The sequence below is a fragment of the Acinetobacter halobius genome (assembly GCF_044130335.1).
Classification (GTDB): domain Bacteria; phylum Pseudomonadota; class Gammaproteobacteria; order Pseudomonadales; family Moraxellaceae; genus Acinetobacter.
Genome location: NZ_JBIQOD010000006.1, coordinates 98,303 through 120,106, shown reverse-complemented (window position 1 = coordinate 120,106; position 21,804 = coordinate 98,303). Strand labels below are relative to the sequence as shown.

Genomic DNA, 21,804 nt, shown 5'->3' with positions numbered 1-21,804 from the left:
GCTTTACTCTTTATAATGTTGTGTACTGTAGTGCTCAACAGGTAAGCGTGTTAACACCTTTTGCCCTTTCGCACCTGGCATGCTTTCGACATACTGTAAGAAAGCTTCAGCATAATCTAAACCCACATCAATCCGACGATCACCCGTAATACCTTTTAAACTGGTATAAAAGTCTTGACCATCGGCAAGGAAATTAATGGTAATCACTTGATAGGTTTGGTTTACATTTAAAGGCAAATACTGTCCATCAGCATTTCGTACTTGTAAATTCGATACCCGTTGGCCTTTGGTTTGGGTTAAATCGACATCCCACGTTAAGCCCCCTGTATAGGGATAACTGCCAGTGTTGTTCAAAACCACGGCATCAATCGCGTCTTCTAAAGTTGATTTAATTTCCTGCCCCGTGGCTTGTAATTGCACCAATGTATTTTTAAAAGGCAAGACCGTATAAATTTTCTCAACCGTGATATCGCCTTCTGGTACATCGACTCTGACCCCGCCACCGTTTTGAATCGAAATATCCGCATTAAAATACTTTTTGCCTTGTTGTAAAAAGGCTTCTGCCACCAATTGTTGCACATCTCCACCATGTTGATTGGTGAAATCAGCTTTATTGCAAATATCTCCTAGACTTGAACGTGAGGCATCTCTAGTGGTGCCTGGAACACGACGTAAGCAAAGATTGCTTTCAGCTCTTGCTACAATTTCTTTGCCTAATAAATTTTTAGCCACTTTATACGGTTCTAAAATACTTAAAGCCGTCGCATCAGGCTGTACAATTTGTAAAGCATTGCTATTTTCAACATCTTGCCTAATATGCGCGATTTCAGTTGTATTCAGTAGGACTGCATCTTTTGCGGTACGTTTAAAGTCATCACCAATCAATACATTGGCCTTACCTGTACAAGCATCAACTTTACCATTGGCGTCAAAGTTGACTTTTAACTGCCCCACCACATACGCATATTGCCATGCTTGTACTACGCAAACTTGATCACCCTCTTTATTTTTCAATAAAGTTGGATAATCACCCTCAGGGGTGATGCCATAGTTCTTCAACTTTGCATCGGCCAATAAAGTATGCGAATCTCCGCCCACAATCACATCAACTCCAGATAACTGCGTAGCCAGTTCTTTTTCCGCCCCATAACCCAAATGCGACTGTACAATAATTTTATTGATGCCTTGCTGTTTTAGTTCATCAATATATTTCTGTGCAGTAGTCACTTCATCTTTAAATACTGTATCTGTATTTGGGCGTGATGCATTTTTGGTCTTATTGGCAATGGTAAGGCCAATCAATGCAATTTTTTGCCCTTCTTTTTCCATAATGGTATACGGCTTCACCAAATCTGTTCGATACAACGGTGAACTTGGCCCAAACTCGACATTGGCACTGAGTATCTGAGTTTTAGTCTTACAACTGCCTTTATCGTTTAAAAAACCCATAAACTTTTGTAGACCAGCATCTGTATTATCAAATTCATGGTTGCCCAAGGTCATCGTATCGAAACATACCGTATTCATAAGGTCTGCCTCGGCCTCACCTTCTTTCAAGGTAAAATAGAGATCCCCCGTTATGGCATCTCCTGCGTGAATTTTGATTGCATTTTTCTCACGACTCGCCAAATCATTCATCAATGCTGTGACTCGTGCAAAACCACCATTCGAGACTTGGATTTCCTCTCGCTTTCCTGCCGAAGTTTCTAACATTAATTTGAGAGTCTCCTCATCTAAGTGTGAGTGGCTATCATTAATGTGAAGAAGATTGACTTCGAGTGCTTTATTCTGCACGTCAGGTGCAGTATTGTTTTTATTATCATCGTCATTACATCCAACAAGTACGCTGCTACACAATAAAAAACCACCACTCAAACTTAACAGCTTAATGGCTCTATTTCGAAGAATCACGGTTGTCCCCAATGCTTATTTATTAAACAACCATCATGCAAGGGCACCGTTTAAAATTCGTGACACTGGTGAAATATTCTTAATATTATTTACATTACTTTGATATTTAAACAGTTTTTCTATAACTTATACCAACATGGTTTTACCAAACGATTAAATATAATTCAGTTTCTGCATTATTATGTAATATAAATTATAGTAATCAACGCTATATTTCCCTATATTAGTCACATAACTATTGATAATCATTGTAGTCTCGTGGAGACAGTACACCATGAAACTTTTCAAATATTCTTTCGCAATTCTTGCCGTCATTTCTGTTTCGGCGTATACCATGAGTGATCGTCAATCCTCACAATTTCAAGTCAAAATGCAAGTTACAGAAATTTGCGATATTGGAACAGGCAGTACTTCGGATATTGATTTTGGAACAGTGACTCGTAATGCACAGAATGTGCAAGCGACAGGAAGTTTAAATGTTTATTGTACCAATGGAACACCCTATAACATTGCGTTAAACAGCAACGGCAGTTTAAAACATAGTAATGATATTTCTATACAAATTCCTTATCAGCTATACCAAGATGCTGCCATGAGTAAAGAATGGGGCAATATTGCAGACAATCGTTTGTCTCAACAAGGTACTGGGCAAACGCAAAATATTACCATTTGGGGAAAAGTCCCCAATGCTAATGTTCCTGCAGGACAATATAGTGACAAAGTGACCGCAACCATTACCTATTAAGCTTACAAGGAATAATGAGCAACTTAGTAAGTTAAAGTGACTGTGATTGTGTCGGAGTATTGTCCAATACTTGTGATTGTTTGAGCTGGAACAGCTGCATACACAGGAACACTCTGGTTATCTACAGGATAAAAAACATTCGCCTGCCATATTTGTGAACGACTAACATCTTTATATAAATTGTACTGAATATAACTTCCCACTGCATTTCTCATTCGTCTTTGGCTTCCTTGCGCATTTACGCCATTATCCAAACTAACTTGCATACTGGTTCCTGTTGGACAAGCCAAACGAATAAGTCCTGAACCAAATAATGGGGTGTTTAATTGTTCAACAGCTCCAAAGTCAATATCCGTAGCCGATTGGATTAAACAACTATTTTCATAATTGGAGTTAACGATGAGGTTATTATTTCCTGTATTTGAATTTGCAAAAACCTCTTCATTGCTAGGTATTGCAGAACCATAACGAAAAGCAGAATAAAGTTTCAGATTTACACTATTTGTGGTGTAACTTCTCGCAGGAACCACTTGCCCAGCGAGCACTTGTCCATATATTTTAATTTGAGTACTTGCATTCGCCTGCCCAGCCTCGACTTGAAAAGTCTGGCACTGCGCCTGACTTTTACGGTCTGAACCTGGAATTTTGTACGTTCGCGCAGCATCATAGTACAAATGATAATTGAGCAGTGTTTCAGGATTATAGCTAATCATACTACGAGGATCATTCCCCGAAGGAGATGTACTATCAATTGCTAAACACATTTTATATGTGACTGGCTGACTCCAATTAGAGTTACAGCTAACCGTGACGTCCGTTGAGGCAGTAGAAGAACCTTGAGCATTTGCAGTACCTAAACTGAGAGTCGCCCCCCCAATCCAGCAGCTTTCTGCATACGCAGGCGAATAGATCAGCCCACAACTAAGGAGCAACAAGCCAATACAAGCCAAATACTGGCTAGAATAGTTCATTTTAAACCAGTGACTGTAGTTTACTGACATACGATTTGCCCCAAATCACTATAACCATTTAAAGTTTCAAGATCTGGCAACTTTACTCTGCACTGCTTGAGCTGATCACCTATATATAGGGTATTATTTTTTACATTATCCAAATACACCATACCATCATGCGCCACAATAGTCGTCGGTTGAAGTTGCTCATTTGGTTTTTCTTGCCAGACAGAAGTTCCTACCGAAAGGTTATTTCCTTGCAAATCGACCACTTGAAGTTGTACTGATTTGACCTGATACATCGGGAACCGAATAAATACCCCACTCGACTGCCGAGGAACTGCATCCTGCTGGGTCGTTTCAATTTTTAAATTGATCGGTAAATCCAAAGTATCTACAGCCACACTGTTATGCTGATATGGATTTAAATAATCAAGCAGTAAATAACCTTTCCGATTTGTTTTGCCAATTAAACGATTTTCTAAACGTACAGGTACATCTGCAACTTGATCTGTTGAAACAACTGCAAATGAACCATTGCCCAGACGTTTAGCTAATACTGTATCTTTTAAAATCACCAACCCACCACTCACAGAAGCATAAGCACTGGTATTATTTTGTTGATCAGATTCGGTATGTTGCACATTAAATTGTGCCAAACCATAACGTCCTAAATAATCCAACTGCCCCTGAAATTGTGAATATTGCTCAGTATGGTTGGCTAAAGCTTGCCAACCTAAACCACCTTGGTCTTGATCCACAGAATGTAAAACATTCAGACTCATTTGGTTTTGGTCATTGCTACGCTGAGCGGTAAGTGTCGCAGAATTACGCTTTGCCCATGGTAAATTTAAAGATAGATAATAACTATTCTCTTTATTTAACAAGTCACGGCTATAACTCAAACTCAAGTTCATTCGTCGCGGTAAAATATAAGACCAGTTGAGCAAGACAAAACGATTACTCGCTTGATCTATGTATTCCTGCTGAATATAGCTACTGCCAAATTGTCCAAATTTAGTATTTAGTCCCATATAAAATTGATCGGACTGGCTTGCAAATGTTGCATCGTTTAAGCTTGCAATATCATTAAACTGTCCGAACTGACGTAGGCCATTATAGTTTAGACTGAGCAATGCGGAGTTCCAGCTATAGCCAAAACCCAACAATTGACCTTGTTGCTCGGATGTATGGCTATAAGCATAGGAAACATTGATTTGCCCTGCGCGCTTGCCTAATTGATAAACTGTTCCTAAACCTGCTTGTTGCAATTGTTCCGTAAGCTCGGCATGCGTTTCTACTGTGAAAGTATTACTTAGTCCATAACGATAATTTCCACTAAAAGCGGGATCATTCGCATAATCAAAAGAAGATAGACCATAATTAAGCTTAGGATAACCCAAGTTCAAAGACCAATCATTTAGTCCCTGTGCCAATAAATGATTGGCACGATACAAAGAAAAACTTTGAACTTGCTGCTGACCATTGATGTCGGTAATGACCATCTGGGCATTTCCAGCCCCCGTAATACTCGGGATGGTTTGGATATCAAATTGCCCCGGTACCACATTTTGTGAAGATTGCTTGATCCCATTAATAATCAGATCAATTTGAGAGGGCAAAGTCACCTGACCCTTAAAACTCATTAAGGGCGTGGTTACCGTATAAGGCTGTAATGCAAAGTTTTTAGATATGCTCAAACCGCTCAAACGCGTTGAACGTGTCCATGTAAGCGCATCACTTTGAGCATCACCTAAACGCAATCGCAGCAATTGATTTGGAAAATCTTTTTCCCAATACGTATCAAGTATTTGACCATCAGTCGCGACATGATCTCGATACTGATAATTTCCTGACAGACTTAAAACGCCATTAAATAAGCCAAAATAGCGTAGCTCATTCCAACCATTAAATGAAAAAACATCATCATTTTGTTGGGCAAATGCCGTGTAGTTAAGTAACAGCCCCTTTTTTTCTTGTAATGGGTTGATACTGGCGGCAGGTAAAGCTTGATAACCATATTGGTTTTGTCCGCTTAACAACTCGACAGGTACTTGTATTGATATTTTCTGATTCAAATTATCATACTGATAGCTCAATCCATTAATTTGATCAAGCGCAATATAAGTAGCTTGATCAATGAGCATTTGCGGAGCATCCGCATGAATGGCAAAACTATCTAAAGATGCACGGTCTATATAAAGCTGTTGGCCTCGTTGCAGGAAATGACCAATTTGTGGCTGAACAGACTGATTAAGTTCGACATCCAAGTATAAGTCTTGCTGGATTTCACTTGCTTGCTCTGGGGAGTCCGACTCTGCAAAAACGTGAGGAGCAATAACAATAATTAGCCCTGCACAGAGTAAACGACCGACTCGAACGTTCAATGAAGAAACTCCCAAAGACATAAGATATCAAGGAGATATAGGAAGTTCTTGTTCCCGAACATCCATATTTACAACTGCTACAAATTTTCCATTAGGCTTGACATTTATCGTAGTAGGAATAGACCATTGCATACTTTGACCACTCAGCACATAACCCATGAGTCCTTTTTGGATGGGTGTTTTTTGCCCCTGCGCATCAACATAGGCAAACTGGCTAAAACGTTTATAGTGCGGAGACAGGTTAGTAACCGTTAATTTGTTCGCATTGTATTTAAATGTCATGCCATTGAGCGAGGTTACACCTTGTTGAATGACATCAGTGCTTGAGGCCTTAAAAAATACAGGAATTGAATATTTCAGCAACAACTGAAGACCACTTTGCTTTTCTGCTTGAGGGTTCGGTAGCTCATCAACAATCAAACGATAAGCTTGCTCAGATGAGTTATTGCTTGCAGTACTACGAATAAGGCGAACCAACTGTCTTTGGCCTGCGGGAATCGTCAATACCATTGGGCTTGCGATCAGATCTTTAGACGGGGTTAAAATATCTTGATTATTGGTTTGCGTCCAAGCATTTACTCGAACTTGACCTTGGATGGCTTCATCCCCAGTATTGGTTAACCAAAGTTCTTTGACTTTTTCTTGAGGCGAAAATTCCAATAAAATAGGCGCAACCTGCAAACTTGCAGCATGCACCTGTATCATAAAAATACTCGTTGCCAATATACCTAAGCTACACTTACGCAGTACATTTGACCAACGCGACGTATTTTTCATGCCGATACCCTTTTCGTGAAGAATATCCTTACGATAGCAAAAATTAATACGTTACTGTAGCGGTAACCGTGTCGATATATTTACCTGCTCGAACATTAGTTGAACCAGATACTTTTGCAACAACAGGAATAGCCTGTACGCTACCTGAACCTACACCTGAGTATAGATTACTATTATTATCCCACTGGCTTTTGTCACTCGCATTTTGGAATAACTGATATGCGATGCTAGATGAAGTATCTGTCTCATGTGTCATTTTCCCACTGCCTGCTAAACCCACTTTATATGGTGTTTGGCTTGTACAAGTAACATTTAATGTTCCTGTTTTATCATTTGCAGCCACAGCACTGTTTACACTACCAAAATCAATATCAGTGGCATTGATTGCACAAGTAGAAAGCACTTCAATTTTCACTTTAAAGTCAGCAGTTGCTGTTTTTGAAGTGGTAGCCGCATTTGCCTGTCCAGCTAAAACTAAACCAGCAGAAGCCAATAATGCAGTAGTAAGAAAATTTTTCATATAACGACCTAAAACTATTAAATTAGATAATCAAAAAGCAATCGCCATGAATAACATTGCTTTTTATAGATACTTTTTTATATAGAGGTTCACACATATAAAAAGTAAGCGTGAAATCTATCACATTTTTTAAAATTTTCAATAATTTTTTTTATTTTTTGGCATTTTTTGTTATTTTCATCATTTTTATTTATCTAATAGTGAGACCATACGCATAGTAGAAGATTATAGATTTTGGAGCACAATTTTGTTCTAAAATCCCATAAACGAGTGAGGTAATCGCTTAAAAATTAAAAATAAATGATGATATGTAAAATAGAAAAGTCAGCATCATACTGCGTTTTAAAACTCGATAAACATGATTGCTATCAATAATCCATTGCCCTTTTAAACCAACCATTCGTCGTAGATTCAAGCTAATTTAATCAGGACAAAAAGCGGATAAGGGAACACTGCTCTTCATGTGTCATTCAGTTCATCTACACACTCAAGAAGTAATGTGGACATTGAACAATATTCAGTACGACTGAATATGATTTAAAACGAAAAAGCACCGAATACATTTCATATCATCTTCGTTTCAAGATGATCCAATACTTTGCTTTTCTAACCATACCTGCAATCCAGACCAACTTTTAAAATCATCCACCGCACGTACAATACAATATGGATTACGCTCCAAGAGCATTTTACTTAAGGCGTTGCCTGGCCCAATTTCTAAGACTACATCAGGCTGATTTTCTTGTATTGCACTTAAACAAGCATCCCAATCAATCGCGTGATTCATTTGCTGAATTAGCGCACTCACGGCATCTGTGGTCTTAAAAAACTTATGCCCACCCGAACCGCTAATCATGGCCGTGCATAAACGAGCAAAGTCTTGCTGCTGTAAAACCTGCCGATACGGCTGAACCGCAGCATCCATGCATGCCGTATGCGATGCAACGGTGACATTCAAGCGTTTAACAAAACGTGTTCCTCGCAATTCGAGTTGCCGGGTCAACTGCTGTAAATTGGCATCAGTCCCACCCACGACAAAATTACTATCACTGAGCTTAATGGAAAGTTCGGTTGACGTTTCAGTCAACAACGCTTCAAGTGTATTGAGATTGATGCCCTGAACAGCCATTAAGCCACTTGCATGCTGAGAGGCTAAAGACATTAACGAGGCACGCTGTTGGGCCAAATATAGTCCTTGCTCCAAACCTATCTGCGTTGCACAAATGAGTGCACTTAACTCGCCGAGAGAATAGCCTGAGAAACTCATAAGGTCCTCAATCTCAGGCTTTAACTTTTGCCAACGACACCATTGCAAAGCAACAATAAAAGGCTGCGCGAACTCATTCGCATACAAATCTGCTTCGGTTAAATCGGAACAAAATAGTCGCGGCAAATGTTTCTTTAAACTCTCTGATACATGAAGCTCATCCGCCAAAGTGAGTAGCTCTTGAACATGCCCTAAGCTTTGGAGTCCTTGCCCACTAAATATGATTGCGAAATTCATGTTCCACCTTCAGCATGAATAAAGTCACCCCCAATAGATCGGCACTCCCCCCTGGACTTAAACGATGCTGAACGAAATAATCTTCCACTTTGGCCACGTCTTGCATCCAGTTATGTTGTAACACACCGCCACGACTCAAAAACTGCTTGGCTAGATCCTGCACAATATATAAGGCTGATAAACCACCGCGCCAAACAATATTGGTATCTTGTACATAGGCCATCAGACTGAATAAAGTCTGAATTGCAGCCTGCTGTGCATTGCCCGTTTTGCTATAAATCTCAATATACGTCGGCAAGGCAACATCCATCACCGTTTTAAAACCTGAAGCCACCTCTTCAATCGCCCCTGTGATGCCATATTGACTACGCATACGTTGCCCGTGGCTGTTGGGATTACGCTCTAAATGATGTAACAGTTCATCCTGCCAAGTACTTTGAATTTTGTGACTGATTAAGCCTGCACTCAACGAACTATCAGCTGCTAGACATTGCCCTACTGCAGCGCTGGCAAAGCCTAAATTAAAAATCGCCCCTTTATGGGTATTGATCTGCTGAGTTGCGGTCATCATTTTTTGTTCAGCTAAAATGCCACATTGTCGAATCTCGTCAAAATCGACATTGTGATAGCCATTCAAGCATTGCGCCTGAAAATAGCCCTGTAACGCATCCACACTGCATTGGAACAAGCTAAAGTCCATATCACGATGACTGCCCTGCGAACTTGGACAAACCAAACCGGGCTTATGTTCTAAACTGGCTTCATCCAATAGCGCCATACATGCCAAACGGTCTAATCTTTCAGCAGTCCTGATAATGCTTGGGCATAAAACTTCATGTGGTTGTAGCATTTGCATATTCAAGCTTCCCTTCGAATAATTGTTCTAATCTCAGCATCTCGACACGCTGAATTCCTTTGACGATCACTTGCTGTTTCATTTCAGGAAAAACCGCAATTAACTCATTAAATGACACATGCCAGTCTGGATGGGTTTGAATCTCTCCATCCAAGCGAATAAAACTCTGGGCTTGGACTTGTTGAATGAACTGTAAAATCTCTGGTACATCATGTTGGTGCTGCGGATACAACAACAGATCTAAGTCTGATGTTGAACGTACATAAGCTTCTTTAGTGAGATATTCATAGGCATAGGAGCCATAGACATATACTTTGCAGCCCAATTGTTCTAAGTTGCCTGCAAAATCACTCAGCACTTTAGGTTGTAGGAGCTGCGAATCAGCTTTTAACAAAGCCTGTAAAGAAAGCGGTCGAGTGATCTGCTCGATATCGTGTTTCTCGACTAAGCACGCCACCCGATATTTATAGCCTTCAACCAAGCAATTGATCGCCAGCTTCACTTGTCCCGCATCCATATCGTCCTGCCGACAAACGGTCATTGGAATATGTTGGCTCAACAGCTGATACACCTTTTGTTTCACTGTTTCTGGTAAAGAAACATCTAAAAAATGTAGGTTTGCTGAATCACAAAGATAAGCTAAGTCATGACGATCCATATCTGCTTCCTTAACTGTGGACAACTTTCTCAATAATGGTATTACACAACACACGCCCTTGACGCTGCTGCCCCACCACACGGCGTTGATCTGTCAGATAAGTTTCAAGATGTTGTTGTTGATTTAACAGCGCTTGGCTAACCCAATCGGCCTCCAAATCTGGCCAAATGGCATTGATTGCGCCCATTTTGTAAAAATTTTCTGCCCCTGGAGCAAAAATAGCTGAGTTTTGTGACAACTCTTTTAACTTTTCGACTGGAATTTTAGTGACCCGTGCCATCGCATTTAAGTCCATGACTTTCACTTGCGAATCACTGAGTGCATAAACTTCGTTTGCCATAAGCCCGTAGGACAAAAACCCACCACTGACGGCTTGACCAAAAATAATCGCAAGGTTGGCATGTCCACTTCTGCGCAGTAGGTCAACACAAGATGCCAAATGCGCGAAGGTACGGTTTAAGCACAGTAACTCATCGGCACGGGAAAGCGCTTGACCTTGCGTATCCACAATAAAGACCACGGGAGTTTTATTGCCTTGTTGTACCAATTTCAAAATTTCTGAGGATAATTGAATGGCTATGTCTTGATTAATAGGTGCTGCATTGACTGTGCCAAGAATCCGCACTGGACCTGCATCCGTTTGTGCATTGCCCTTAATCACATAACCTTCGATCTGATAATCCAGTTGACGCGGAAACAACTGTTGTAAAAGTAATTCTGTATTCATGAGCTCATCCTTGCTTTAACAACACAACTTCATGGGCAGACAACATCGGAATTTTTTCTGGCTGTGTAATGCCCATGTCATGCCAAATCTGTAAACCATCATTTTTACCAAACCAGCGTTGGTACTGTTGCTCAAGCTGTTGCTGCTGTTGCAATAATTGTTCTAAGTCTAAAGAAGCGACCTTAGCGTCTAGCTGCGTTAAAATCGCATCACGAATATCGGTAATATCATCCTCAACCAAAGCCTGCACATGGCTCAATAAATAACGATGTTTACCGCCTGTGACACGCCAAACCAAAGCACGGTCTTTCGAGTCAAACTCTTCTACGCCTTTAACTGTTTCAATCACTTCTGGCCCAGACAGTGCCAAACGTCCTTCTTCCGTCATGATGATGGCACTGCTCAAACACGAACTGATGCCCATACCACCAAATGCACCACAGGTTCCGCCAATCACCGTAATAATGGGAATGCCTGCATTTCGTACCTGTAACATCGCACGCATAATTTCCGAAATGGCAATCAGACCTGCATTGGCTTCATGCAGACGCACACCACCTGAGTCGACAAAAAACAGTACCGCTTGCGCTTGATCTTGAATGGCTTTATGCAAAAGACCGACAATTTTCGCCCCGTGGATTTCACCCACAGCTCCACCCATGAATTGCCCTTCTTGAGCCATGATATGTACAGGTGTTCCGTTTACACGTGCCGTACCAATAATCACGCCATCATCAAAACTACCCGGAATATCCAAAGCAGACAGGTGTGGGCTAACTTCAATTTCAGCAGGCTTTAATATTTCATTAAAACTCTGAGCATCGACGACCGCTTGAATCCGCGCACGTGCAGTTTTTTCATAAAAACTGTTTTTGAGCATCACTTGATCCATGTTCTATACTCCCTTAAACATAGATATTGCTTGGCTTAATCGCAGGTTCACCACAGCTGGGGTCGCGCCCATATCATTTAACTGAAATTTAAGCCCTGCTACCGCATGACGTTGTGCAAATTCATTCAGTACAGACTGCCAAACATGTTGAAAACCGACGGCCGATGTCGTGACTTCAATCTGACAAATATCCGCCTGATCATGCTGTGAAACCAAGACTTCTAAATTTCCAGAACCGACCACACCACAAATGACAGCTGCTTGTTCAGCGCTCAGTGGCGCTGATTGCAATTCAAATTTTAACTTTTCCATGTCGATCACCAGTTTCTAAAGCGACTTGGGGGACTATATAAACCACCCGACCATTTAACTAAATCTTTCACCGATTTTGCCGCCAACAAATCACGACTGACCTGTGTTGGATCAATGCCTAAATCTTCTGGGCGTTGAATAATACCGCGCTGGCGTAACTCATCTACTTTAGCCTCATCACGCTGCATCCCCACTGGGGTATAACCTGCCACGCCACGGATGGCTTGTTCACGTTCTTCTGGAGTACGACATAACAGCAAGTTGGCAATACCTTCTTCCGTCACAATATGGGTTACGTCTTCACCATAAATCATGATGGGCGGGAGTTCACTCTCCATTTTGTCCTGCAACTGCCACGCATCTAACTCTTCAACAAAGACAGGATGCATATGTTCACGGTATGTTTCGACCAATTGCACCACCAACTTACGCCCTTTAATCAGTTTACCGTCGACCGCCTCACGGCCTGCTTTGGTATAGGCATAACTGGCATGACGGCGTCCATGCGGATCAGAGCCCATATTCGGCGCGCCACCAAAACCAGAAATCCGGTCTACGGTTGCAGTTGAACTGTTGCCCTGTAAGTCAATTTGCAAGGTTGAACCAATAAAGAGATCACAGGCATATAAACCCGCAGTTTGACTAAAGGCACGATTGGAACGCATGCTGCCGTCACTGCCTGTAAAGAACACATCAGGACGTTCTTTAATATAGTCTTCCATCCCGACTTCAGAACCGAAGCTATGGATCGAATCGACAAATCCACTTTCAATCGCAGGAATTAAAGTTGGATGCGGATTCAAAGCCCAATTGGTACAAATCTGCCCCTTTAGTCCTAAGGATGCCCCATACGTAGGCAGCAATAATTCAATTGCCGCAGTATCAAAACCAATACCATGGTTTAAACGTTGAATTTGATACGGTGCATAGATGCCTTTAATGACCATCATCGCCATTAAAATTTGTACTTCGGTAATTTGTGCAGGATCACGGGTAAACAATGGTTCTATATAGTTGTGCTTGGGACTTTCGATATAAAAATCGACCCAATCCGCAGGTACATCCACACGCGGTAACTTATCGACAATTTCATTGACCTGCACAATCACAATCCCGCTTTTAAATGCAGTCGCTTCAATAATTGCAGGCGTATCTTCGGTATTCGCACCTGTATAAAGATTGCCCTCTCGGTCGGCCGCATGTGCCGTAATCAGGCAGACATTTGGCGTCAAATCAATAAAGTAACGCCCATACAGCTCTAGGTAGGTATGGATCGAACCAATACTGATTTTTTGCTGCTGAACCAATTGTGCTAGACGTAAACTTTGTGGGCCTGCAAAGGAAAAATCGACATTAGAAGCAATACCTTTTTCAAAGACATCAATATGACTGGGTAAAGCCAATACCGACTGTACGATATGTAAGTCATGAACCACCTCTGGATTACACTGGCTTAAACTCTTTGACAGAAAATCGGCCTGCTTTTGGTTATTACCTTCCAAACAAACGCGATCACCACTGGAAATCACCGTTTCCAAAAGTTCAATCACCCGAGCATGCTCAACTTGTTTTGCAAAGCCTTTTTCTTTGGCAAGATTCAGTTTTTCTAGTCTGCGGGTACGCTGCTTATCCCATAAGCGCGTCTTAACCATTTGGTTCATGGGGTCACCTTTATGCTGTGCTTAGCCGAAGATGGCATTGATTGTGAGAAAAAATACAGAGGGTCCAAGTAAACAACCAAGACCGGTATAAAAGGTTGCGACCAATGCACCATAGGGTACTAAACGTACATCAGTTCCTGCTAAACCTGCTGCTGTGCCACTGGTCGTCCCCGCCATTCCACCAAAAACCATGGCAGAACGTGGACTTTTGAGATACATAAATTTTGCGAATAACGGTGTACCCACCATGAAAAACACCGCTTTAATCAGACCAATTGCAATTGATAATGCAATCACTTCTGAGCTTGCACCGATGGCTGAACCTGTTACTGGGCCAACGATATAGGTCATCGCACCTGCGCCAATCGTGGTCATCGAAACGGGATCTTTATAGCCCATCAACCACGCCACCATTGCACCGATCAAAAATGGAATCACGCAACCAAGTGCAAGCGCGATCAGACCCACCTTTCCTGCTTTTTTCACTTCTTTAACGTCGACTTCAAACGCCGTTGATGCAATGGCCAAGTCACGAATCATGGCACCACCGAGTAAAGCGAAACCTGAGAAAATAGCGATATCTGAAATGCCCTTTTCACCTTGAGTATAAATCCCTGCAAAATAAGCCAAGACCAGCCCCAGAGTGATCGCGATGGCTGAGCTTTGTAACTTGCCTTTGGTGAGATATTTCGACAAAAGATGCGACACATACATCATTAAACCAGTCACTGCGAGCGCCGCGACGAGGGCATTTTTGGTAAAAACCGTAATTATTTCTTCCATTGCGTTTCTTCCTTGTAACCGTACAACTGATTGTTATTTCGTGTTATGACAACACCCTTGTCCTTAAGCGGCTTTTTCAGTTGGCTCTACAGCCCATTCATAGCTGTCATAGTCGCCACTGGATTTATTCAACCAACGAATCACCAAGACGGTACCAATCAAAGACGCAACCGAAACAATCAAACCCAACATCCCACCCGACATAGCCGCAACTACGTTTTGGCCTGCCGACATGGCAACCACAATCGGGATATACATACCTGACCAGTACAACACACCAAATTGAGTCACTTGAGGTAAGTGCCCACGTTTGGCTAATAGCTCCTTCGATAGAATTAATAAAATCATGGCGATGGCCACACCACCTACATTGGCTTGTACACCAAGTGCAATCCCAAGGGCATTGCCTAGATAAACACCAAGTAAATGGCAGACTGCCAATATGGCTGTTCCGTAAATAATCATTGCTGAATCCTCCCTGGATCATGCAGCGCTTCTAATAATCTGACTTATAATTTGCTATAGTTATAGCTTATCTGTATCCAGTGTACAATGTTTTGTACTCAAATAAACATAAATTGTATACAATTTTTGGTGATGTATGACTTCAATTGCGGAACTTCCTCTTTCTATTCAAATTAGTAAAAAGTTAGAGGATGATATTATTTATGGCTTTTTCCTGCCTGGGACGAAGCTAGATGAACAAGAACTGTGCGAACGCTATGGTGCTTCACGTACCCCGATTCGTGAGGCATTAAAGCTATTGGCCGCTGAAGGCTTGGTTGAAATTCGCCCACGTCGTGGCGCAATTATTCCAGCCATTAATTCACTCACTCTCTGTGAAATGTTCGAGGTGATGGCTGAATTAGAAGCCATGTGTGGACGACTGGCAGCACGGCGCATTCAACCTGAAGAAAAGCAAGAATTACAACGCCTGCATCAGTTATGTCAGGACTATTTAAATCAGAACGACTCAGAAAATTATTATGAGGCCAACCGTTTATTTCACTTTGCTATTTACCAAGCCAGTCATAATGCCTTTTTAATTGAACAAGCCTGTACCTTGCACAAACGTTTGCACCCATACCGCCGCCTACAACTCCGCGTTAACCATCGAATGAATCATTCATTTTCAGAGCATAGCGCAATTTTAGAGGCCATTTTTGCAGGTCATGAACAAGAAGCCGAGGCTTTGCTGAAAGCACATGTGGTAATTCAAGGTGAGAAATTTACGGATTTTATTTCAACCTTAGAACATTTAAATACTTAATTAAGCAACCATACCCTTAAGCCACATGGAATTACTTCATATAGAAAAAGAGGCCTGAAACAGACCTCTTTTATCTCCACGTTTAAGCGTTAAACGAAAACTCAACTATCCGTATCACGAGGCTTTATGAATTCGCTATCATTTAAAACTTGCCCTGTATGCTGTGGCTTAATCAACGGTGCAGTAGGACGAGGGTTACGCTGAGTGTACTGTATCCCAATACCTGCATTAACATCATCAGCCGCTACCTCCGTTTCAAAACGCTGACTATCTAAAGCACGAATATCATCACTCACTTGCTGTATTTCTTCTGGACTAACACCCAGTTGCTGCAAGGCAGTTTGACCTAGAACCAATGCGGATTCAAAGGTTTCCCGTACCATCAAACTGACATTTTTCTTCGACAGATACAACGCATGTTCACGGTCATAACAACGTACAATCAGTTTGGCTAAAGGAAACTCAGCATTGACTAGTTCTACAATTTTATTAATGGTTTCTTTGTGATCAACACAAACCAAAATGGCTTCGGCTGTATCTGCACCAGATGCATGTAAAATGTCTAAACGACATCCATCCCCATAGTAGACATCAAAACCAAATTTTTCTGCGTTTTGGATCATGTTGACATCGTTATCAATAATGGTCACATCCACGCTACGAGCCAATAACAACTGACTGGCCACCTGACCGAAACGACCGAAACCAATCATTAGTACTTTGCCTGTTAAGCCGTCAGCAACTCGCACCTGATCTAATGAATGCTCATCCGTTGCAATGGTAAAGCGTTTAAATATCACCCCAATAATTGGAGTCAACACCATGGATAGCACGACAATTGCAGTTAAATTTGACTTAATAGTATTATCAATAATTTGAGCGGTCGTTGCGGCACTAAAGAGCACAAATGCAAACTCACCACCCTGTGCCATGAGTAAAGCTCTATCCAAGGCTTCAATATGATTACTCTTGGTTAAACGTGCCACCACATAGATCATGAGTGCTTTAGTCAACATCAGCGCAATCACACCACTGAGGATGAGTTGCCAATTTGCTTTGACCACAGACAAGTCTAAAGACATGCCTACCCCTAAAAAGAATAGCCCCAAAAGTAGACTTCGGAACGGTTCAATATCCGCTTCAATTTGATGGCGGAAAGTTGATTCGGAGAGCAAAACGCCTGCTAAAAATGCTCCTAGCGCCATGGATAAACCACTGAGTTGCATCAGCAACGCGGCACCTAAAACCACCAAAAGTGCAGCGGCAGTCATGACTTCACGTGCTTTCGCTGCGGCTAAAACTCTAAATAAAGGATTGAGTAGCCAATGCCCAGCAACAATTAAGCCAGCAATTGCCAGTAGCCCTATGCCAATCCCTTGTAAATCAATTGATGAACTTTCAGTCGCATGATTGGGGGACATAAATGCGACCAAGGCTAATAATGGAACAATCAATAGATCTTCAAACAGCAGTATTGCAACGATCTTTTGCCCCCGCCGTTGATGTAATTCGCCTCGATCATTGAGCAATTGCATCACGATGGCAGTCGAGGTCAAAACAAAACCCGCAGCAGCAATGAAAGCTATTTTCCAACTAAAACCAAACAGCATGCCCATGCCTGTCAACGCAGCCACCGCGATCAAGATTTGCAAACTGCCCAATCCAAAAATTTCTTTCCTCAAACTCCACAGATGTGAAGGCTGCATCTCCAATCCAATGATAAAGAGGTACATCACGATGCCCAGCTCAGCGATATGTAAAATGGCTGTAGGATTATTAAAAAAAGCAAAACCAAATGGCCCAATAATCAGCCCTGCAATTAAATAACCTAAAATAGATCCTAGACCAATACGTTTAAAAAGGGGAACGGCAATCACCGCAGCACTTAACAGTACGACAGGACCCACCAATCCTAATGAATCAACTTCTGCACTCATGGTTTTCTCATCTTTATTTTTTGCTAATCCATACTAACTTTACTATTTTTTAATTTTACTCAATAAAATCTATTTAAAATGGACTGACCTGTAGTTGATGACTTTTGCTCGAATCACAACTTAATTTTCACAACTTGGCAACTAGCGGACTAAACGAATTATGCTCATAAATGACGCTATACTGAGAACTATATACAGCATTGTCGTTTTACATCAAGGCTTTGTTTCATCAAAAAGAACAGCATTTTTGCTTCAGTCGCAACATACTTCCATTGAAGACTCGTTCAAATTATCAATCTAATGCCAAAAATAATTTAGAAAAACTAAATAGTTGAGTGTCATAGCAAGCGTAAAATTGAGCTAAAAATATATTCAATGCTATGGCTACTGCTCCTTTTAAATTCCAAATTTAAGTAAAATAAAATCAATAAAACTCTTTAATTTAGGCGTCATTCTACGATCACGTGAATACAAAATATGTAATGAACCAATTACTGGCTCATACTCAGGTAATACCCGTATTAATTGCCCTCTTTCCAAATCATCCGCCACCAGCTCATAAGGTTGTAAAAGTAACCCATGTCCCGCAATCGCAGCTGCACGTAAGGCTTCACCACTATTTGTCCAAAATCTGCCTGTAATTAAAACCGAACTTATCCCATTAGGCCCTTTAAATGACCATTCTGTGCGCAAAATAGAATGTGTAAAGACCAAACATTCATGGTTTTTTAAATCTTCTGGTATCGACAGTGGAGCACTAGACTGAATATATGCTGGAGAAGCACATAATACGAGTTGATAAGGAGCCAACCCCCGCACCAATAGCCCACTATCCTGCAATTCACCCGAACGAAAAATAATATCGTAACCTTCCTCAACTAAGTCGATTTTACGATTGCTAAGATTCAATTCAACAGAGACTTCAGGGTAGGTCTTTAAAAATTCGGTAATGGCGGGTGCCAAGGCATGATTCCCAAAAGTGACGGGTGCACTGATACGTAACTTGCCTCTAGGCGTTGAACGTGTCTCCGCTAAAAAAGCCTCTGCTTCTTGCATCTCAGCCAAAATATGCTTGGCTTTTTCATAATAAATCCGTCCTGCATCAGTCAGACTTTGCTGGCGAGTTGTCCGATTCAACAACTTAGTTTCTAAGCTTTGTTCAAGAAATCTTATGTGCTTTCCAGCCACTTGTGAAGACAGATCCAACTCAATTGCTGCGGCAGAAATAGAGCCTAGCTCCACAGCCTTAACAAACACTTGCATACAAGAGAATCTATCCATTTGAATCTTTTTATACCTAATTTTGATATTTTTAGATAATTTATCTCAAATTATTTCCTATGTATAGTGAGCACATCAACAATATTCAAATCAAGAGATACATCATGCAAAACCATCAACACACAGATACTCAAGCAGCCTCTAACCATAAACCAACAATTGTACTTGTACACGGTGCATTTGCAGACGGTTCAACATGGAATCAAGTTCTCAAACTTTTACACGCTGAAGGCTTCAATACCATCGCGGTACAAAACCCTTTAAGCTCCTTAGATGACGATGTAATCGCAGCTCAACGTGTATTAAATAGAGTTGAAGGTTCGGTCGTCCTTGTGGGGCATTCTTGGGGAGGCATGGTGATAACTGAAGCAGGACAACATGAGTCAGTAAAATCTTTGGTTTATGTCGCCGCTTTTGCACCCGCCGTTGGTGAGTCGATCGTCGACTTAGGACAAGGCCTTCCTGCACCATCGGGCTTTGCTCATTTAGTCAGTGACCAAGACGGCTTTTTAACTTTGAGCCTTGAAGGTATTGAACAACATCTTGCACAAGATCTTAATGACTCTGTTCAAACCCAATTGATGTATGCAACACAAACCCCAATTCGGGCAAGAAACTTTGAAGAAAAAGTAAATGCTGCCGCGTGGAAAGTGAAACCATCCACTTATATCATTAGTGAAGATGACTATATGTTGCAACCTGAGCTACAAAAGAAAATGGCTGAAAGAATGTCAGCCAATATCACCACATTGAAGGCAAGTCATGTTCCACATTTGTCACAAGCAGCTGAAGTTGCAAAAGTAATTATTGAGGCAGCATCAAAAGTTTAACAGTTATATAAACGGATGATTAGAGCTTAAAATGTTTCATGCATTCAGCAGAATGCTGCATTTTAAGCCTCTAAAAGCGTTTCCACGATCTAGCCATAAAATTAAATCACAAACATGAAGATTTACGTTATTCAATCACAAGAGAAATGCCATACATCCCTTTACTCAAAATCTAAATGCGCCTTCACCAATTGATTAAACCCTAAAAGTGCTTTTTCAATTACAGCATCTTTAGAAATATGTTCTGGTAACTCAAAAACATTATGAATCATCAATGACGCGAGTCCGTGTGCAAAAGACCATGCGGCCAGTGCGGCAGAACGAACTTCTTTGGACTGAATATCTTTTTCAAGCACATCCGCTACACACTGCTCCACCACAGCATAAGCATTTTTTCGTGCCGTAGAAAGAGTAGGATTCATTTCACTATGTGCCAATTGAGAACCAAACATTAACTGATACATGGCAGGATGTTCAAAAGCAAATAACATGTACTGCCGACTAATCACCTGCATTTTATTTTTCTTGTCTATCCCTTGCTGACATTGTCCCAAAACACTTTCTAACTGAGCAAAGCCTTGTGCGGCAAGATGACTCAATAGTTCATCCTTATTGGCAAAGTGATGATAAACAGCCGTTGCACTCACACCCACTTGTTCAGAAATAGCCCGAATAGACAACTTATCTGGTCCGACTTCTTCAAGCATTTTCTTTGCTTGATCAATGAGTTGAGGTTCAAGATTACCAACATGGTAATTTTTTCTTTTGACGGATTTGTTCATAAAGTGCTGAGTAAAAATCAATATTCTTCTGCCATTTATCCTAGCATAAATTTAAATGCACCATTTAAATTAATCTTTACACTGTAAAGATTAAGGTTTAGAGTATTTTTTAAACATCTTAAGGACAGAGTGATGAATCAAAATTATGAGTGCTTTCAACTGAGTATTCAGGCTCAGATTGCGCATATACAACTTTCCCGCCCTGAAAAAGCAAATAGCTTAAATTTGTCTTTCTGGCGTGAATTTCCTCAAGTGATTCAACAATTGCATAAATCTGGACAGATCCGAGCGTTGATTATCTCGGCTCAAGGTAAAGTATTTTGTGGAGGTCTTGATCTGAGCATGTTTAGTAATCAGGCCGAATTTCATGCACAAAATGCTGTAGCACGTGAAAGCATCATGCAAAGCTTAGCTCTGATGCAAGACGCATTGACTTGCCTTGAAAAAGTTAGATTCCCTGTAATTGCAGCAGTACATGGTAGTTGTGTCGGAGCAGGTTTTGATTTGATTGCAGCATGTGATTTTTGTTTTGTGACTCCACAGGCTAAGTTTCGTATTGAAGAAACCAATATTGGGATGATGGCGGATATTGGCGTATTACAACGCATACCCCATCAAATTCCCTTCAATCTTGCCCGCTATCTTGCTTTCACGGGAGACACATTGCTCGCTGAAGATGCGTACCGTCTCGGACTAGCGGTTAAAATTTTAGAAACACCAGAAGCACTATTGGAACATTCTTTTAGCATTGCAAAAAGTATTGCTGTAAAGCCACCTGTAGCCATGCAAGGCATTAAACGCAGTCTACTCTATAGTCGAGATCATAATGTGGCTCAAGCCCTAGACCATACTGTGATGTTGCAATCAGCTATTTTAAATGGACAAGATATTTTAACCATGGTGCAAAGCCGTATGTCTGAAGCATCACCGCAATTTGAAAACTTACACCCGATTCAATTCGCTGAAACTCAATAAAGCGCTAGAAAAAATCAACCCGTTCTAATTTTTTTTAATCAAA

General features: G+C 41.1%; 21 protein-coding genes. 4 read left to right on the top strand and 17 right to left on the bottom strand.

Annotation, left to right across the window (positions count from 1 at the left end):
- Nucleotides 1–3: 3 nt before the first annotated feature.
- Complete coding sequence (locus tag ACE01U_RS07635) at nt 4–1,890, bottom strand: bifunctional metallophosphatase/5'-nucleotidase (RefSeq protein WP_395579121.1); 1,887 nt, start codon at nt 1,888–1,890, stop codon at nt 4–6.
- Between the two features lie 295 nt (nt 1,891–2,185).
- Between ACE01U_RS07635 and ACE01U_RS07630 the strand changes: the two genes are divergently transcribed.
- Complete coding sequence (locus ACE01U_RS07630) at nt 2,186–2,656, top strand: Csu type fimbrial protein (protein WP_104488387.1); 471 nt, start codon at nt 2,186–2,188, stop codon at nt 2,654–2,656.
- A 23-nt stretch (nt 2,657–2,679) separates the two neighbouring features.
- Here ACE01U_RS07630 and ACE01U_RS07625 read toward each other — a convergent pair whose 3' ends face one another.
- The 13 genes from ACE01U_RS07625 to madL form a co-directional block, all read right to left on the bottom strand.
- Nucleotides 2,680–3,657 carry a Csu type fimbrial protein gene (locus tag ACE01U_RS07625; protein WP_395579099.1) on the bottom strand — a complete coding sequence of 326 codons (978 nt, stop codon included), beginning with the start codon at nt 3,655–3,657 and terminating at the stop codon, nt 2,680–2,682.
- A complete protein-coding gene (locus ACE01U_RS07620; protein WP_395579098.1) occupies nt 3,648–6,017 on the bottom strand; it encodes a fimbria/pilus outer membrane usher protein in 2,370 nt (789 codons plus the stop codon). The genes ACE01U_RS07625 and ACE01U_RS07620 overlap by 10 nt, the downstream gene beginning before the upstream one ends.
- A gap of 6 nt (nt 6,018–6,023) precedes the next feature.
- The gene (locus tag ACE01U_RS07615) at nt 6,024–6,773 is read right to left on the bottom strand and encodes a fimbrial biogenesis chaperone (RefSeq protein WP_395579097.1); all 750 of its coding nucleotides are present in this window, start codon (nt 6,771–6,773) and stop codon (nt 6,024–6,026) included.
- A gap of 43 nt (nt 6,774–6,816) precedes the next feature.
- Nucleotides 6,817–7,293, bottom strand: a complete 477-nt coding sequence (locus ACE01U_RS07610; RefSeq protein ID WP_110973807.1) for a Csu type fimbrial protein — start codon at nt 7,291–7,293, stop codon at nt 6,817–6,819.
- Nucleotides 7,294–7,873: 580 nt separating this feature from the next.
- Nucleotides 7,874–8,797: an acyltransferase domain-containing protein gene (locus tag ACE01U_RS07605; protein WP_395579096.1), complete on the bottom strand. Its 924-nt coding sequence runs from the start codon at nt 8,795–8,797 to the stop codon at nt 7,874–7,876.
- Nucleotides 8,775–9,653 carry a triphosphoribosyl-dephospho-CoA synthase MdcB gene (gene mdcB / locus ACE01U_RS07600; RefSeq protein WP_395579095.1) on the bottom strand — a complete coding sequence of 293 codons (879 nt, stop codon included), beginning with the start codon at nt 9,651–9,653 and terminating at the stop codon, nt 8,775–8,777. Before mdcB ends, ACE01U_RS07605 begins: the two co-directional genes overlap by 23 nt.
- Nucleotides 9,631–10,311 carry a malonate decarboxylase holo-[acyl-carrier-protein] synthase gene (gene mdcG / locus ACE01U_RS07595; protein ID WP_395579094.1) on the bottom strand — a complete coding sequence of 227 codons (681 nt, stop codon included), beginning with the start codon at nt 10,309–10,311 and terminating at the stop codon, nt 9,631–9,633. The genes mdcB and mdcG overlap by 23 nt, the downstream gene beginning before the upstream one ends.
- Before the next feature lie 10 nt (nt 10,312–10,321).
- Nucleotides 10,322–11,038, bottom strand: a complete 717-nt coding sequence (gene mdcE / locus ACE01U_RS07590) for a biotin-independent malonate decarboxylase subunit gamma (protein WP_395579093.1) — start codon at nt 11,036–11,038, stop codon at nt 10,322–10,324.
- A 4-nt stretch (nt 11,039–11,042) separates the two neighbouring features.
- Nucleotides 11,043–11,930, bottom strand: coding sequence for a biotin-independent malonate decarboxylase subunit beta (locus tag ACE01U_RS07585; protein WP_395579092.1), 888 nt, complete (start codon nt 11,928–11,930; stop codon nt 11,043–11,045).
- A 3-nt stretch (nt 11,931–11,933) separates the two neighbouring features.
- Entirely contained in the window at nt 11,934–12,242 is a 309-nt protein-coding gene (gene mdcC, locus ACE01U_RS07580; protein WP_016166424.1) for a malonate decarboxylase acyl carrier protein, read from the bottom strand.
- Nucleotides 12,243–12,247: 5 nt separating this feature from the next.
- A complete protein-coding gene (gene mdcA / locus ACE01U_RS07575) occupies nt 12,248–13,903 on the bottom strand; it encodes a malonate decarboxylase subunit alpha (RefSeq protein WP_395579091.1) in 1,656 nt (551 codons plus the stop codon).
- A 21-nt stretch (nt 13,904–13,924) separates the two neighbouring features.
- Nucleotides 13,925–14,686: a malonate transporter subunit MadM gene (madM, locus tag ACE01U_RS07570; protein ID WP_086208701.1), complete on the bottom strand. Its 762-nt coding sequence runs from the start codon at nt 14,684–14,686 to the stop codon at nt 13,925–13,927.
- Nucleotides 14,687–14,749: 63 nt separating this feature from the next.
- Nucleotides 14,750–15,151 (bottom strand): malonate transporter subunit MadL, encoded by a 402-nt coding sequence (gene madL / locus ACE01U_RS07565; protein WP_110973816.1) that lies wholly within the window; start codon nt 15,149–15,151, stop codon nt 14,750–14,752.
- A 136-nt stretch (nt 15,152–15,287) separates the two neighbouring features.
- On the opposite strand from madL, the gene ACE01U_RS07560 reads away from it, so the two are divergent.
- On the top strand, nt 15,288–15,956 hold the full coding sequence (locus ACE01U_RS07560) for a GntR family transcriptional regulator (protein WP_086208703.1): 669 nt from the start codon (nt 15,288–15,290) through the stop codon (nt 15,954–15,956).
- 101 nt (nt 15,957–16,057) lie between these two features.
- Here the strand turns inward: ACE01U_RS07560 and ACE01U_RS07555 are convergent, their stop codons facing one another.
- Together ACE01U_RS07555 and ACE01U_RS07550 are read right to left on the bottom strand one after the other, a co-directional pair.
- Nucleotides 16,058–17,893 (bottom strand): monovalent cation:proton antiporter-2 (CPA2) family protein, encoded by a 1,836-nt coding sequence (locus ACE01U_RS07555; RefSeq protein WP_395579090.1) that lies wholly within the window; start codon nt 17,891–17,893, stop codon nt 16,058–16,060.
- Between the two features lie 396 nt (nt 17,894–18,289).
- Nucleotides 18,290–19,156: a LysR family transcriptional regulator gene (locus ACE01U_RS07550; RefSeq protein WP_395579089.1), complete on the bottom strand. Its 867-nt coding sequence runs from the start codon at nt 19,154–19,156 to the stop codon at nt 18,290–18,292.
- 122 nt (nt 19,157–19,278) lie between these two features.
- Between ACE01U_RS07550 and ACE01U_RS07545 the strand changes: the two genes are divergently transcribed.
- Nucleotides 19,279–20,004, top strand: coding sequence for an alpha/beta fold hydrolase (locus ACE01U_RS07545; protein WP_395579088.1), 726 nt, complete (start codon nt 19,279–19,281; stop codon nt 20,002–20,004).
- Nucleotides 20,005–20,165: 161 nt separating this feature from the next.
- Here the strand turns inward: ACE01U_RS07545 and ACE01U_RS07540 are convergent, their stop codons facing one another.
- Nucleotides 20,166–20,786 (bottom strand): TetR/AcrR family transcriptional regulator, encoded by a 621-nt coding sequence (locus ACE01U_RS07540; RefSeq protein WP_086208707.1) that lies wholly within the window; start codon nt 20,784–20,786, stop codon nt 20,166–20,168.
- Nucleotides 20,787–20,918: 132 nt separating this feature from the next.
- Between ACE01U_RS07540 and ACE01U_RS07535 the strand changes: the two genes are divergently transcribed.
- Entirely contained in the window at nt 20,919–21,761 is an 843-nt protein-coding gene (locus ACE01U_RS07535) for an enoyl-CoA hydratase-related protein (protein ID WP_119063754.1), read from the top strand.
- Nucleotides 21,762–21,804 lie beyond the last annotated feature (43 nt).

Excerpts from the sequence above, each read along its gene's own strand:
- ACE01U_RS07550 (WP_395579089.1), bottom strand. The coding sequence starts at position 19,156 with ATGCAAGTGTTTGTTAAGGCTGTGGAGCTAGGCTCTATTTCTGCCGCA.
- ACE01U_RS07615 (WP_395579097.1), bottom strand. The coding sequence starts at position 6,773 with ATGAAAAATACGTCGCGTTGGTCAAATGTACTGCGTAAGTGTAGCTTA.
- ACE01U_RS07540 (WP_086208707.1), bottom strand. The coding sequence starts at position 20,786 with ATGAACAAATCCGTCAAAAGAAAAAATTACCATGTTGGTAATCTTGAA.
- mdcG (WP_395579094.1), bottom strand. The coding sequence starts at position 10,311 with ATGGATCGTCATGACTTAGCTTATCTTTGTGATTCAGCAAACCTACAT.
- ACE01U_RS07620 (WP_395579098.1), bottom strand. The coding sequence starts at position 6,017 with ATGTCTTTGGGAGTTTCTTCATTGAACGTTCGAGTCGGTCGTTTACTC.
- ACE01U_RS07630 (WP_104488387.1), top strand. The coding sequence starts at position 2,186 with ATGAAACTTTTCAAATATTCTTTCGCAATTCTTGCCGTCATTTCTGTT.
- ACE01U_RS07535 (WP_119063754.1), top strand. The coding sequence starts at position 20,919 with ATGAATCAAAATTATGAGTGCTTTCAACTGAGTATTCAGGCTCAGATT.
- ACE01U_RS07605 (WP_395579096.1), bottom strand. The coding sequence starts at position 8,797 with ATGAATTTCGCAATCATATTTAGTGGGCAAGGACTCCAAAGCTTAGGG.
- mdcA (WP_395579091.1), bottom strand. The coding sequence starts at position 13,903 with ATGAACCAAATGGTTAAGACGCGCTTATGGGATAAGCAGCGTACCCGC.
- madM (WP_086208701.1), bottom strand. The coding sequence starts at position 14,686 with ATGGAAGAAATAATTACGGTTTTTACCAAAAATGCCCTCGTCGCGGCG.
- ACE01U_RS07610 (WP_110973807.1), bottom strand. The coding sequence starts at position 7,293 with ATGAAAAATTTTCTTACTACTGCATTATTGGCTTCTGCTGGTTTAGTT.
- ACE01U_RS07625 (WP_395579099.1), bottom strand. The coding sequence starts at position 3,657 with ATGTCAGTAAACTACAGTCACTGGTTTAAAATGAACTATTCTAGCCAG.
- ACE01U_RS07585 (WP_395579092.1), bottom strand. The coding sequence starts at position 11,930 with ATGGATCAAGTGATGCTCAAAAACAGTTTTTATGAAAAAACTGCACGT.
- mdcC (WP_016166424.1), bottom strand. The coding sequence starts at position 12,242 with ATGGAAAAGTTAAAATTTGAATTGCAATCAGCGCCACTGAGCGCTGAA.
- madL (WP_110973816.1), bottom strand. The coding sequence starts at position 15,151 with ATGATTATTTACGGAACAGCCATATTGGCAGTCTGCCATTTACTTGGT.
- ACE01U_RS07560 (WP_086208703.1), top strand. The coding sequence starts at position 15,288 with ATGACTTCAATTGCGGAACTTCCTCTTTCTATTCAAATTAGTAAAAAG.
- ACE01U_RS07545 (WP_395579088.1), top strand. The coding sequence starts at position 19,279 with ATGCAAAACCATCAACACACAGATACTCAAGCAGCCTCTAACCATAAA.
- mdcB (WP_395579095.1), bottom strand. The coding sequence starts at position 9,653 with ATGCAAATGCTACAACCACATGAAGTTTTATGCCCAAGCATTATCAGG.
- mdcE (WP_395579093.1), bottom strand. The coding sequence starts at position 11,038 with ATGAATACAGAATTACTTTTACAACAGTTGTTTCCGCGTCAACTGGAT.
- ACE01U_RS07555 (WP_395579090.1), bottom strand. The coding sequence starts at position 17,893 with ATGAGTGCAGAAGTTGATTCATTAGGATTGGTGGGTCCTGTCGTACTG.